At 66.0% G+C, this 12,571-nt stretch carries 11 protein-coding genes and 2 pseudogenes; 6 read left to right on the top strand and 7 right to left on the bottom strand.

The features are described 5' to 3' along the window. A pseudogene (locus WAN02_RS19950) lies at positions 1-371 on the top strand (hypothetical protein); the annotation flags it as partial. On the opposite strand, the gene WAN02_RS19945 reads toward WAN02_RS19950, so the two are convergent. Both WAN02_RS19945 and purB read right to left on the bottom strand, forming a co-directional pair. After that, a complete protein-coding gene (locus WAN02_RS19945; protein WP_422265959.1) occupies positions 368-1,603 on the bottom strand; it encodes a cytochrome P450 in 1,236 nt (411 codons plus the stop codon). The pseudogene WAN02_RS19950 and the gene WAN02_RS19945 overlap by 4 nt on opposite strands. Then, on the bottom strand, positions 1,600-3,018 hold the full coding sequence (gene purB, locus WAN02_RS19940) for an adenylosuccinate lyase (RefSeq protein ID WP_422265958.1): 1,419 nt from the start codon (positions 3,016-3,018) through the stop codon (positions 1,600-1,602). The genes WAN02_RS19945 and purB overlap by 4 nt, the downstream gene beginning before the upstream one ends. A gap of 54 nt (positions 3,019-3,072) precedes the next feature. Here purB and WAN02_RS19935 point away from each other — a divergent pair, with 54 nt between their 5' ends. Further along, positions 3,073-3,930 carry a DUF429 domain-containing protein gene (locus WAN02_RS19935; protein ID WP_422265957.1) on the top strand — a complete coding sequence of 286 codons (858 nt, stop codon included), beginning with the start codon at positions 3,073-3,075 and terminating at the stop codon, positions 3,928-3,930. A gap of 64 nt (positions 3,931-3,994) precedes the next feature. Here the strand turns inward: WAN02_RS19935 and WAN02_RS19930 are convergent, their stop codons facing one another. Then, on the bottom strand, positions 3,995-4,570 hold the full coding sequence (locus WAN02_RS19930) for a TetR/AcrR family transcriptional regulator (protein ID WP_422265960.1): 576 nt from the start codon (positions 4,568-4,570) through the stop codon (positions 3,995-3,997). Positions 4,571-4,854: 284 nt separating this feature from the next. Here WAN02_RS19930 and WAN02_RS19925 point away from each other — a divergent pair, with 284 nt between their 5' ends. Next, complete coding sequence (locus tag WAN02_RS19925) at positions 4,855-5,754, top strand: alpha/beta hydrolase (protein ID WP_422265956.1); 900 nt, start codon at positions 4,855-4,857, stop codon at positions 5,752-5,754. 102 nt (positions 5,755-5,856) lie between these two features. Further along, on the top strand, positions 5,857-6,567 hold the full coding sequence (locus WAN02_RS19920; protein ID WP_422265955.1) for a TetR/AcrR family transcriptional regulator: 711 nt from the start codon (positions 5,857-5,859) through the stop codon (positions 6,565-6,567). A gap of 49 nt (positions 6,568-6,616) precedes the next feature. Here the strand turns inward: WAN02_RS19920 and WAN02_RS19915 are convergent, their stop codons facing one another. Beyond that, complete coding sequence (locus WAN02_RS19915; RefSeq protein ID WP_422265954.1) at positions 6,617-7,792, bottom strand: thiolase family protein; 1,176 nt, start codon at positions 7,790-7,792, stop codon at positions 6,617-6,619. Positions 7,793-7,918: 126 nt separating this feature from the next. Here WAN02_RS19915 and WAN02_RS19910 point away from each other — a divergent pair, with 126 nt between their 5' ends. Then, positions 7,919-9,499, top strand: coding sequence for a gamma-glutamyltransferase family protein (locus tag WAN02_RS19910; protein ID WP_422265953.1), 1,581 nt, complete (start codon positions 7,919-7,921; stop codon positions 9,497-9,499). On the opposite strand, the gene purD is transcribed toward WAN02_RS19910, so the two are convergent. Together purD and WAN02_RS19900 are read right to left on the bottom strand one after the other, a co-directional pair. Next, positions 9,496-10,764, bottom strand: coding sequence for a phosphoribosylamine--glycine ligase (gene purD / locus WAN02_RS19905; protein ID WP_422265952.1), 1,269 nt, complete (start codon positions 10,762-10,764; stop codon positions 9,496-9,498). The genes WAN02_RS19910 and purD overlap by 4 nt on opposite strands. A gap of 46 nt (positions 10,765-10,810) precedes the next feature. Continuing rightward, positions 10,811-11,173, bottom strand: coding sequence for a MarR family winged helix-turn-helix transcriptional regulator (locus tag WAN02_RS19900; RefSeq protein ID WP_422265951.1), 363 nt, complete (start codon positions 11,171-11,173; stop codon positions 10,811-10,813). 127 nt (positions 11,174-11,300) lie between these two features. On the opposite strand from WAN02_RS19900, the gene WAN02_RS19895 reads away from it, so the two are divergent. Beyond that, complete coding sequence (locus WAN02_RS19895; protein ID WP_422265950.1) at positions 11,301-12,386, top strand: aldo/keto reductase; 1,086 nt, start codon at positions 11,301-11,303, stop codon at positions 12,384-12,386. Positions 12,387-12,397: 11 nt separating this feature from the next. Here WAN02_RS19895 and WAN02_RS19890 read toward each other — a convergent pair. Further along, positions 12,398-12,571: pseudogene (locus WAN02_RS19890) on the bottom strand (carboxymuconolactone decarboxylase family protein); the annotation flags it as partial.

Below are 12,571 nucleotides of genomic sequence, written 5' to 3'. Positions count from 1 at the left end.
CGCTGACCGCCGCCAGCAAGGCCGCACTCGACATCGCCGGCGCCGGCCACAACTTGGATAGCACCGCCAGCTGGCTGGCCGTCGTACTGGCCTTGGCGGTTGCGGCCCCGCCGACTCTCGGGGTGGTCGTGCCGTGGCTGGCGCTACGCATTCGGTTCCTCCGGCGCAAGTTGACCGTGAGCGCGCTGGCCGCCACCCCGGCCGGTGCACAGCTGCTGGCGTTGCGGGCGTTGGCCAACCGGCCGCTGGGCCGGCTCACCGCCGTAACTCCCGATCCGGTCGGGGCATGGCGTGCGGCGGATCCCCGCGCCATCCATGGCCTTGCCGCCCTCGAATTGCGTTCGGCGGGAATAGCGGTCAGGGCGCGCTAGACCAGTTCCACGACGAGGTGGCGGATACCGGTGTGCCTGTTGCTACGTGTCCATTCCACATCACCTACGACCTGCACGGTTCCGAACCGCGACAGCAGCTCTTCGAACAGCACCCGCAGCTCCAGCCGGGCCAGGTTAGCGCCCAGGCAGTAATGCACGCCCTGGCCGAAACCAAGGTGCGGGTTGGGCTTTCGCGCGATATCGAACTCGTCGGCCTCGTCGAATACGCCTGCGTCGCGGTTGGCCGAGCCTTCCCAGATCTGCACCTTCTGCCCAGCCGCGATCGACTCGCGGCCGACCGTGACGTCACGGGTGGCCGTGCGCCGCTTGGACGGCGACGGCGACGTCCACCGGACCATCTCCTCGACCGCGGTCGGCAGCGTGTCCAAATCCTCACGCAGCGCGCGTAATTGCTCCGGATGGTTGGCCAGGGCCAGCAGTCCGCCGGCGACCGCGTTGCGGGTCGTCTCCGCGCCGGCACTGAACAGCAGGCTGAAGAACAAATACAGCTCGAGGTCGGACATGGCCGGGGCGTCGTCGGCAAGGGCGGCGTTGGCGACCACCGACAACATGTCCTCGGTCGGCTGGACGCGCTTCGACGCGATCAACTCCAGGCCGTAGGCGTACATCCGCGAGCCGGCTTCCTCGGTCGACAGCTGCGACAAGGCCGCCTTGCGCGATCCGCCGAAGTCGAACTGAGGCTCGATGGCCTCGAACAACCAATGCCGTTCGGATTCAGGCACTCCCAGCAGAATGCAAATCATCTGCATGGGTAATTCGGCAGCGACGTCCATAACGAAGTCGAACGGCTCACCGGGCACCACCGCATCCAGCAGCCGACGGGTCCGCGCACGCAGGTCGTCTTCGACAGAGGAGATCATCCGCGGCGTCAGCCCCGAGCTGACCAGCCGCCGAATCTGCGTATGCCGCGGATCGTCCATCATGTTGAGCACCTGGCCCGCGATCGACAGATCCTGCAGCAGCGTGCCGCCGAACGGTCGGTCGCCACCGGTAACCGACGAAAACGTCACCGGATCTTTCAGCACCGCAAGCGTTTCCGCGTAGCTGGCGACAGACCAGAACCCCTCGCCGTCGGGCGTGTGCTCGGTCGGACGGTGCCAATAGACCGGCGCCTCGCGCCGATGGACGGCGAACAGTTCGTGTGGAAAGCCGTTGGCGAAGTTATCCAGGTCGGTGAAGTCGACCTGCGAGAGCGCCCCGGCCAGAGTCATAGGATGACACCCGGCGTGTATTTGGCCGCATCGGGATAGCGGGTGACCAACGCGTCGACCTCCGCGACCACCGCGTCGACCTGATCGCCAGCCGCGCCGATGAACGCTTTTCGGTCGGCCAGCGCGGCATCGATCGCGGTCCGATCCAGCGGCAGGCGCGGGTCGGCGGCCAGCCGGTCGAGTAGATCGGGCTCGGCGCCTTGCTCACGCATCGCCAGCGCCGCAGCGACCGCATGCTCCTTGATCACCTCGTGCGCCGTTTCCCGGCCCACTCCCGCGCGCACGGCGGCGATCAACACCTTGGTGGTAGCCAGGAACGGCAGATAGCGGTCCAGCTCCCGCTGAATCACCGCGGGGTAGGCACCGAATTCGTCGAGCACGGTCAGCATTGTCTCGATCTGGCCGTCGACGGCAAAGAAGCTGTCCGGCAACGTGACTCGGCGCACCACGGAGCAGAAGACATCGCCTTCGTTCCACTGCGCCCCGGCCAGCTCGGCGGCCATCGAGGCGTAGCCGCGCAGCACGACCTGGAGCCCGTTGACCCGCTCGCAGCTGCGGGTGTTCATCTTATGCGGCATCGCCGACGAGCCGACTTGTCCGGCCGCGAAGCCCTCGGTGACCAGATCATGGCCGGCCATCAGCCGGATGGTGTGCGCCAGCGACGACGGGCCGGCACCCAGCTGCACCAAAGCCGACACCACGTCGTGGTCGAGCGAACGCGGATACACCTGCCCGACGCTGGTCAAAACCGTTGCGAAGCCAAGGAAATCAGCGATGCGCTGTTCGAGGTCAGCCAGCTTCGCCGCGTCGCCGCCGAGCAGGTCGAGCATGTCCTGGGCGGTTCCCATCGGACCTTTGATGCCGCGCAACGGGTAACGATCGATCAACTCCCGCAGCCTGGTCAATGCGACCAGAGTCTCCTGTGCTGCCGACGCGAACCGCTTGCCCAATGTGGTGGCCTGTGCCGCGACATTGTGACTGCGTCCGGCCATCACCAGATCGCGGTAGCTCGCCGCGCGCTCGGCCATCCGGGCCACCATGGCCACGCCGTGCGCAAACACCAACTCCAGCGAACGGCGAACCTGCAACTGCTCGACGTTCTCGGTCAGGTCGCGACTGGTCATGCCCTTGTGCACGTGTTCGTGACCGGCCAGCGCGTTGAACTCCTCGATGCGAGCCTTCACGTCGTGGCGCAGCACCCGCTCGCGGGCGGAGATCGATGCCAGGTCGACGTCGTCCAGCACCCGTTCGTAATCGGCGATAACGGTCGCGGGGACATCGACGCCCAATTCCGCCTGTGCCCGCAGCACCGCAAGCCAGAGCCGCCGCTCGGCGACGATCTTGGCCTCCGGTGACCAGATCGCCACCATCTCGGCACTGGCGTAGCGGTTGGCCAAGACGTTCGGGATTGTCACAAACACACAGCTTAACGGCGCCGCGTCGGGCGCGGATCAGGCACAGTGAGGCTCATGCACTTCGTTGGGCTCGATCTGGCCTGGGGCGAGAAGAACAACACGGGTATCGCCGTCGTCGACTCCGACGGCCGGCTACTGTACGTCGGCGCGGGGCACGACGATGAAAGCATCGAAGCCGCGGTGGAGCCCTACGTCAGCGACGACTGCCTGGTGGCCATCGACGCCCCTTTGATCGTGCGGAACTCAACTGGAGCCCGGCCGTGCGAGACGGCACTCAACCGCGACTTTCATGCGTTCGAGGCGGGCGCCCATCCGGCGAACACCGAGAACCCCGCGTTCAAGAGTCCGCGCGGCGCGCGGATCGCGAACGCACTCACCCTCGACATGAACCCCGCGTCGACCTCGACGCGGCGGGCAATCGAGGTGTATCCGCATCCAGCGACTATCGCGTTGTTCGGTTTGGAGAAAACCCTCAAATACAAGAAGGGGATCTTCGAGGCACGTCAGCACGAGCTGCTGCACTTGATGACGCTGATCGAAGGCCTTGATAAAGCGTCGCCCCGACTGCGGGTGAACCACAACGTCTCCTGGGTGGAGCTTCGTAGGCGTGTCGAGGCTGCGACCCGGCCGGTACAACTCGACCGGGACGAGGATCCGGTCGACGCGGTGGTGTGCGCGTACGTTGCGCTGTTTTGGTATCACCGCCCAGAGGATGTGACGTTGTACGGCGATTTCGCGACCGGTTATGTCGTCACGCCGACGCTGCCGCCCAATGCAGCGCCGGCCCGCCGTCGCCGCGCTGCGCCACGGCAGGACAACGATGACCTACGTGCGCAGGTGGCTCACGTCGCGGCCCTTCTCGACGAAGCGCAGCGCGGGTTGACCGCGATCCGCCGGCAGCTCGACAGCTAGCGACGTCGTCGATGAGTAGCGGGCGTAAAGAGTGGTGTGAACGGCTAATTCAGCTGGAACGGAATCACACCTGCATGGGTCGCCGGTCGAACGGCGCCACCGCATCAATGACATCAATCACCGTCGACCGCGCGACAGTGCGCGGATCCTGGCGGTCGTCGACCAAAGCCGAAACCACTGCGCCGTCGACCGTGCAGATCAACGCCGCGACGAGCTCGGGGCGCACCGACCGTCCAGACCGTTCGATGACCTCGGCGACGGCGTCGCCCCGCTGGCGCAGGCTACGGCGCTGGATTTCACGCAATCCGGGTAGGCGGGCACAAGCGATGTGCCGCTCGTAGCGCGAAATCAGCTGTTCGGTCAGGCGCGTTTCGGATTCGCTGCCGACGAGCAGGTCGACCAGCAGGTCCGCAGTGGTATCGGCGCTGCGCCGCCGACGCGACAGCGTGGCCACCTGCGCACGCAGCTGCGCGACCTCTAGCAACCCGATATGCGCCACCGCGCTGGCGATCAGATCGTCGAGGCTGGAGAAGTAATAGGTGGTCGACGCCAGCGGAAGACCTGCACGGCGCGCCACGGCGCGGTGCCTGACCGCCTCGAATCCGCCTTCACAGAGCAGCTCGGCGGCGGCGCTGACCAGCGCATACCGGCGACGTTCGCCCTTGGGGGTTACGGCGCCTTTGGGAGCGACAACCGCCTTCGGCGCGACGGCGCCGGGCGCAGCGACAACCGTCGGTGCGGTGGCAACAGCCGGCGCGGCGACGACCTGCTTGGCAGCGACAGCTACCCCGGGAGCAAGGGCTCCCTCGGGAGCGACAGCTGCAGTCACCTAGGACATGGTGCCAGCCAGGCTGGTGCCGCATTGCCCTTTCGAACAAACACCCAGGAGTCGCGGAGCCGCGAGGGGACCGAAAGCGGCGCTTTATGATGACCCGCATGCCGGAGATGAGTCGTCGTGCCGTGTTGCGCCTGGGTAGCGGCGCCGCGGCCGGAGCGCTCGGCGCCTATGCGATGGACCGCGTGCTTCCCGGGCGTCCTCGGGTGGCGGCCCCGGTAGTCATGACCGGCACGGGCATTCCGCTGGCGCCGCACCCGCCGCTGGAGCCGGTGGCCGCGCCGACGATGGTGACCGGTTCGTTCGTGTCCGCGGCGCGCGGTGGAGTGGCCACCAACTGGGCCATCGCACGTCCCCCCGGTCAGACCAAACCGCTTCGACCGGTGATCGCGCTGCACGGCAAGGGCAGCAGCGCGGCCACCGTGATGGAGGGCGGGGTCGAGCAGGGGCTGGCCCAGGCCGTCGCCGCCGGCCTGCCTCCGTTCGCGGTAGTGGCTGTCGACGGTGGCGGAAGTTATTGGCACAAAAGGGCTTCCGGCGAAGACTGCAGCGCCATGGTGTTGAACGAGCTCATCCCGATGCTGGGCGGCCAGGGCCTCGACACCTCCCGGGTCGGGTTTCTCGGCTGGTCGATGGGCGGATATGGGGCCTTGTTGCTGGGCGGCCGGCTCGGTGCCGGCCGCACCGCGGCGATCTGTGCGGTGAGCCCGGCGCTGTGGATGTCGTCGGGGGCGGCCGCCCCGGGCGCGTTCGACGGCCCCGACGATTTCGCGGCTAACTCGGTATTCGGAATGCCCGCGTTGGCGTCCATTCCGATCAGGGTGGATTGCGGCAACAGCGATCCGTTCTACAACGCGACCAAGCAGTTCGTCGCCCAGTTACCCAGCCCGCCGGCGGGCGGGTTCTCACCGGGTAGCCACGATGCGTCGTTCTGGAGTGCGCAGCTGCCGGCCGAATTGACCTGGATGGCGCCGCTGCTGACTGTGTAGCACCGCTGCCCTTCTCGACCGCAGCCCCTACCAGAAGGCTTACGATATTCGAGACGATAGCGTGCTGCAGTGCGCGCCCGGAGTGCATGGAGGTTACCGGAATTGGCGAGGGCCCCCGTCGCGGACAAGCGGCAGCGACGTGAACGCGGATCGATCAGCGTCGACGAAATCATCAACGGCGCGTTCGACGTCGCCGCGGAAGTCTCGGTCGACGGCTTGAGCATGCCGCTGCTGGCCAAGCATCTCGATGTCGGCGTGACAAGCATCTACTGGTACTTCCGGAAAAAGGACGATCTGCTCAACGCGATGACCGACCGCGCGCTGGGTCAGTACGACTTCGCGACACCCTTCGTCGAAGGCCAAGACTGGCAGGATTCGTTGCGGGATCACGCGCGAAAGATGCGACAGACGTTCCGGGACAACCCGATCCTGTGCGACCTGATCCTGATCCGCGGCACCTTCGGCCGCGAGGCGACGCTCGCGGCGTTCCAGAAGCTGGAAAAGGCGGTCGCCACATTGGTCGAGGCCGGCCTGTCACCCGAGGACGCGTTCGACACCTACGCCAGCATCTCTGTGCACACGCAGGGAGCGGCGGTCCTGGAACGGCTGCAAGACAAATCCGCCGGAGCCGAACCATATCGCCGCGGCGGCAGCCCGGTCATCGACCCCGAGACCATGCCGCTGATCGCCAAGCTGACCGAGAAGGGTCACCGTATCGGCGTCGCCGACGACATCAACTTCGAGTACGGCCTGAATTGCCTTCTCGGTCACGCCAGTCGGCTGATCGACGAGGGACGTAAGGCGCCGGGATGATTGCCCGGCTCCTCGGCGGGCCGCGTTGCGGCCCACATCGTCGACCGGACTAGACCTCGATCACGACGGCGCCGCCCTGGCCGCCGCCGGCGCACATCGCCGCCACACCGATTCCGCCGCCGCGACGGCCCAGTTCGTGCACCAGCGTGGTCAGCATCCGTGCGCCGCTGGCGGCGATGGGGTGGCCCAGGCTGCATCCGCTGCCGTAGATGTTGACCAGGTCCTCATCGAGCCCGTGCTCGCGGCACGCGGCGATCGGCACCGACGCGAACGCCTCGTTGATCTCCCACAGCGTGACATCGCCTGGCGCCAGCCCGGCCCGGTCCAGCACCTTGCCGATCACCTTGACCGCGCCCAGACCGGTGTCCTTCGGATCGACGGCGGCCGAAGCCCAGGCCTTGACCGAGCCCAGCACCTTCAGCCCGGCAGATCGGGCGAAGTCCTGCTCGGCCAGGGTCAATGCCGCGGCCGCATCATTGGTTCCGCTGCTGTTGCCCGCCGTGATGGAGAACCCCTCGATCTCCGGGTGCAGCACCTTCAGCGACGCGAGCTTCTCGAGGCTGGTTTCGCGACGCGGATGTTCATCGACGCTGAACTCCACCAGCGCGTCGTCGAGACCTTTGATTTTCAGCGGAACGATCTCGTCGACGAAGGCGCCGGTGTCGATCGCCGCGATCGCACGCTGGTGCGAACGAAATGCCCACGCATCCATCTCTTCGCGGCTGATCCCGACGGTCTGCGCGGTATTCCACCCGACCGTGATCGACATGTCGCGGCCGGGGGCATCAGGCGTCTCCACATGGGTCGGCGGAATCCACCGCTCCTCGAATTCCAGGGTCGGACCGGGAATGCGCCAGTTCATCATCGGCGTCATCGACAGCGATTGCACACCACCACCGACGACGACCTTCTCGGCTCCGGAGCCGATCTGTGCTGCCGCGTTGGCGACGGCGGTGAGGCTACCCGCGCAGTGCCGGTTGACAGCCTGACCGGGAACCGACGTCATGCCTGAGGCAGCCGCGGCGTAGCGGGCCATGTCGCCCCCGCCGTAGTGAGATTCGGCGAAGATCACGTCGTCGATATCGGCGACGTCCACCCCGGATCGCCGGACGGCTTCTTGCAGGATGGTGGTCGCGAGGAACTCGGGCGTGGTGTTGACCAAAGAGCCTTTGAACGAAGTCCCGATGGCGGTCCGAACTGCGCTGACGATGACGGGCTTGGGCATGTGATGCACCTTCGTTTGGGCTACGCCGGGTTACAAACTTGGCCGGAAGCGTAATGGTATCAGCTACCGTAGCGACGACGATATCGGGTGCTTGCCCACGACAGAGCGCGCTGAAAGACTGTGCCGGTGCAGCCGTTCGGATGGGAACTGCCTTACCCGTGGCCGCGAAAGCCGGTGCTGGCGACGAACGTGGTGTGCACCTCGCAACCGCTCGCGGCCCAGGCGGGTCTCCGAATGCTCGCCGAGGGCGGCAGCGCGGTCGATGCGGCCATCGCCACCGCGATCACGTTGACAGTGGTCGAGCCGGTCTCTAATGGCATCGGGTCGGACGCTTTCGCCATCGTGTGGGACGGACGGGAACTGCACGGGCTGAACGCCTCGGGCCGCTCACCCGCAGCCTGGACGCCAGAGTATTTCGGCGACCAGGGCGTTCCTCCGCTCGGCTGGAATTCCGTCACGGTTCCCGGCGCGGTATCGGCGTGGGTCGAGTTGCACGCCAAATTCGGGCGGCTGCACTTCGACCGGCTCTTCGAGCCGGCAATCTCCTACGCTCGCAACGGCTTTCTGCTGTCGTCGACCATCGCGGACCAGTGGGCGGCCCAAGTGCGGCTTTTCGAGTCCCAGCCGGGATTCGCCGAAGCTTTCATGTCCGCCGGCCGAGCACCGAATCCCGGCGAGCTGGTCAGGTTGCCTGACCACGCCGTCACGCTCGAGGCGATCGCCGCGACCCAGGGCGAGACGTTCTACCGCGGAGAACTGGCGGCCAAACTCGAAGCCCACTCGTCAGCCAACGGCGGAGCCATGCGAGCCGACGATCTCGCGGCGCATCACGCTGACTGGGTCGGCACGATCTCTGGGGACTACCGCGGGTACACGGTGCACGAGATACCGCCCAACGGCCAGGGCATCGTCGCCTTGATCGCCCTCGGAATTCTCGAAAACTTCGACATGGCTGCGCTTCCAGTGGATTCCGCCGACAGCGTGCATCTGCAGATCGAAGCGGTGAAGCTCGCGTTCGCCGATGCGCAGTTCTACGTGTCCGACATCGACCACATGACGGTGAGCCCGCAGAGTCTCCTCGACACGGATTACCTGCGCGACCGCGCGACGCTGATCGATCGGGACCGGGCCAGGCCGGCCTCTGCCGGCACACCTCGTGGGGGCACGGTGTATCTCACCGCCGCGGACGCCTCGGGAATCATGGTGTCGATGATCCAGTCGAACTACATGGGCTTCGGCTCAGGCGTCGTGGTGCCCGGCACCGGGATCGCACTGCAAAACCGCGGCGCGGATTTTTCTGTGCAACAAGGGCATCCAAACCAAGTAGGACCGGGTAAGCGGCCGTACCACACCATCATCCCGGGCTTTCTGACCAAGGACGGCGCTCCGGTGATGAGCTTTGGGGTGATGGGTGGCCCCATGCAACCGCAGGGTCACGTGCAGGTGGTAGGGCGCATCGTCGACCACGGCCAGAATCCGCAGGCGGCCTGCGACGGCCCGCGGTTCCGCTGGGCGCACGGCCTTCAGGTGTGTTGCGAGCCAGGCTTTCCGCCGTCGACGCTGGACGAACTTCAGAGGCGGGGCCATCAATTGGTCACCACCGACGACTACAACCAGTTCGGCAGTTGCCAGGCGATCTGGCGGCTCGAGGACGGATATCTGGCGGTCAGCGATCCTCGCCGCGACGGCCAGGCGGCCGGCTTCTAAATACGGATCTTGCCCTCGGCGGCCGCCAGGCCGATATCAGTGCGAAAGTGGCTTCCGGGCAACCGAATTGATCCGAGGATCTCGTAGGCGGCTGAGCGGGCGGCGGCCAAATCAGGTCCGGTGCCCACCACCGACAGGACGCGGCCGCCTGACGACACGATCGCGCCGTCGTCGCGCCGAGCGGTTCCGGCATGCAGAACGCCGTTACCCTCCGAGCCGACGATCGCGTCGCCAACCCGTGGCTTGCCCGGATAGTTCTCCGCGGCAAGCACCACCGTCACGGCAGCGCCGTCGCGCCACTTCAACTCACCCAAGTTTGCCAGCGTGCCGGTCGCAGCGGCGTTGAGCAGTTGGCCAAGTGGCGACTCGAGCAGCGCGAGCACCGACTGCGTCTCCGGATCGCCGAATCGGCAGTTGAATTCGATGACGGCGGGCCCGTTGGCGGTGATGGCCAGCCCGGCATAAAGCAGCCCGGAGAAAGTGCTGCCGCGCCGGACCATCTCGGCGGCAACGGGTTCCACGATCTTGCTGACCATGGCGCGGTAGACGTCGGCCGGTAGCCACGGCAGCGGCGCGTAGGCGCCCATGCCTCCGGTGTTAGGTCCGGTGTCGCCGACGCCGACGCGCTTGAAGTCCTGCGCCGCCAGCAGCGGCACCACGGTCTCGCCGTCGACGATGCAGAACAGCGACACCTCGGGGCCGTCGAGGAAAGACTCCAGCAGCACTGGATGTCCCGATTCGAGCAGTGACGCGCCGTGAGCGCGTGCCACATCACGGTCCGGCGTGACCACCACACCTTTGCCGGCGGCCAACCGGTCGTCTTTCACCACCCAGGCGCGGTCGCCGGCCGGCGGCCCGAACCGGTCTAGCGCGGTGTCCAAAAGTGCTGGGCTGTCGACGATCTCGCTGGACGCGGTACGCACACTGGCAGCCGCCATCACGTCTTTGGCGAAGGCCTTGGACCCTTCGATCTCGGCCGCCGCCTTGCTGGGCCCGAAGCAGGCAATGCCGGCCTCGCGTACGGCGTCTGCCACCCCGAGTACCAACGGAACCTCGGGGCCGATGACCACCAGGTCGGCCCCGATCTCGCGGGCGAGCGCAACGACGGCGTCGCCCGAGGTGATATCGACATCGTGCTGGTCGGCTATTGCCGCCGTGCCGGCATTGCCGGGAGCGATGGCCACCGCCTCGACCTGTGGATCGGCGCGCAACGCCAGCAAGAGGGCATGTTCGCGGGCACCGGAGCCGATCACCAGAACGCGCACGAAACGTCACTCTAGCGGGGTGAGGATGCGCGACGCGAAACGACAGTCAGATGATTTTCTCGAGCAAGTTTTTCAGTTCCTTCTGCTGCGCGGCCGTGAGACGCCCGAGACGCTTGGTGAACTCTTCCGACAGCGCCGACATGCCGCCGGCGGCGACTTTGCGCCCGGTTGCCGTGAGCAGCAGGCGATGGCGCCGGAGATCGGCGGGATCGATCTCGCGACGCACGAAGCCCGCCGCCTCCAGCCGTTTGAGGTACACGGTGACCGTCGCCTTGGGCATGTTCAATATCGTCGCCAGTTCGGCAGGGTAGGGGTGCTCTTCGATCTCGGCGAGCAGGAACAACTCCTTCGACTCCAGGCCCAACGAGCAGATCTCGTCCTCGGCGCTGGAGATGACCGACAACAGCACCCGGTAATTCAGGGACCAGATCTTGGCCGCATCAACCGCAGACATCGACTTGCCAGATCGTTCAGTTATGAACTAGTTTAGATGTGAACAAACGCATAGTCGAACAATCTACCAGAAAGTCGCCATCATGCCTCTGGATCAATACGTGACACTCGGACGGTCCGGCCTGCGCGTCAGCCCCCTGTGCCTGGGGGCGATGACGTTCGGCGAAGACCTCGGCTGGGGTACCAGTGTCGAAGAGTCCCAACAGATCATCGATCGGTACACCGAACTCGGTGGAAACTTCATCGACACCGCCAACTTCTACACCCGAAGCCACTCCGAGAAGATCCTCGGCGACCACATCGGCCGCCACGCCGCCCGACGCGACCGGCTGGTGATCGCGACCAAGTTCAGCGGCAACTTGTATCCGGGCGATCCCAACGGTGGCGGCTCGGGCCGCAAATCGTTGATCAACGCCTGCGAAAACTCGCTGCGGCGGTTGCAGACCGACTACATCGACCTGTACTGGCTGCACATCTGGGACGCCACCACCCCCATTGAGGAGACGATGGCCGCACTCGACGATCTCGTTGCGGCCGGCAAGGTTCGCTACATCGGCGTTTCGGACACCCCGGCGTGGAAGATCGTGGAAGCCAACCTGATTGCCCGTTTCCGCGGTTGGTCCAGTTTCATCGGCCTGCAGGTCGAGTACTCGTTGCTCGAACGCAGCATTGAGCAAGAACTGGTACCGATGGCGAATGAATTCGGTCTCGGCATCACGCCCTGGTCCCCGCTGAAGAGCGGCGTGCTGAGCGGCAAGTACACCCGTGCCAACAGCGGTACACACAATGCCGATCGCGGAGCGATGGTCGATTCCTTCCTCAACGACGAGACTTACGCGCTGATCGACGAATTGGAGGCGATCGCCGAAGCGCATCAAACCAACGTCGCCAGCGTCGCGCTGGCCTGGGTTCACGCACAATCCGGCGTGTCATCCGTCATCATCGGCGCGCGCAGGCTTTCGCAGCTCGACGACAACATCCGGGCCGTCGATGTGAATCTCACCGCCGACGAACTGCACCGGCTCGATGCGCTCACCACACCGACGTTCGGATTCCCGAACAACGTGCTGGAAATGGCGCCGGGCATGCTCAACGGCGGGACGACCGTCAATGGAGTGACGGCCCCGACGTCGGAGTATGTGATGCCGAAAGGCGCTCAGCCGTACTGAGATTGACGGGCCTATTCGCCCGAGTGCATCTTGAGCGCGCCGTCGACGTTGGCCTTCTTGTCCTCGCCGGCACCCTTCGCCGCGGCCTTCTTCCGCTTGGCCACGACGCTGTCGACCGCGCCGTTGAGCGCTGAACCCAGGGGAAAGCCGAGATAGTGGGTGAGGAAGACCGCCATCTCCTTGAG

Source organism: Mycobacterium sp. (assembly GCF_049281135.1).
Classification (GTDB): Bacteria; Actinomycetota; Actinomycetes; order Mycobacteriales; family Mycobacteriaceae; genus Mycobacterium.
The sequence above is the reverse complement of the archived record's forward strand: the minus strand, read 5'-3'. Positions and strand labels throughout refer to the sequence as shown.

What these genes read in the sequence shown, in the direction of transcription:
- WAN02_RS19945 (WP_422265959.1), bottom strand. Translation starts at nt 1,603, where the DNA reads ATGACTCTGGCCGGGGCGCTCTCGCAGGTCGACTTCACCGACCTGGAT.
- WAN02_RS19935 (WP_422265957.1), top strand. Translation starts at nt 3,073, where the DNA reads ATGCACTTCGTTGGGCTCGATCTGGCCTGGGGCGAGAAGAACAACACG.
- WAN02_RS19925 (WP_422265956.1), top strand. Translation starts at nt 4,855, where the DNA reads ATGATGACCCGCATGCCGGAGATGAGTCGTCGTGCCGTGTTGCGCCTG.
- WAN02_RS19915 (WP_422265954.1), bottom strand. Translation starts at nt 7,792, where the DNA reads ATGCCCAAGCCCGTCATCGTCAGCGCAGTTCGGACCGCCATCGGGACT.
- WAN02_RS19895 (WP_422265950.1), top strand. Translation starts at nt 11,301, where the DNA reads ATGCCTCTGGATCAATACGTGACACTCGGACGGTCCGGCCTGCGCGTC.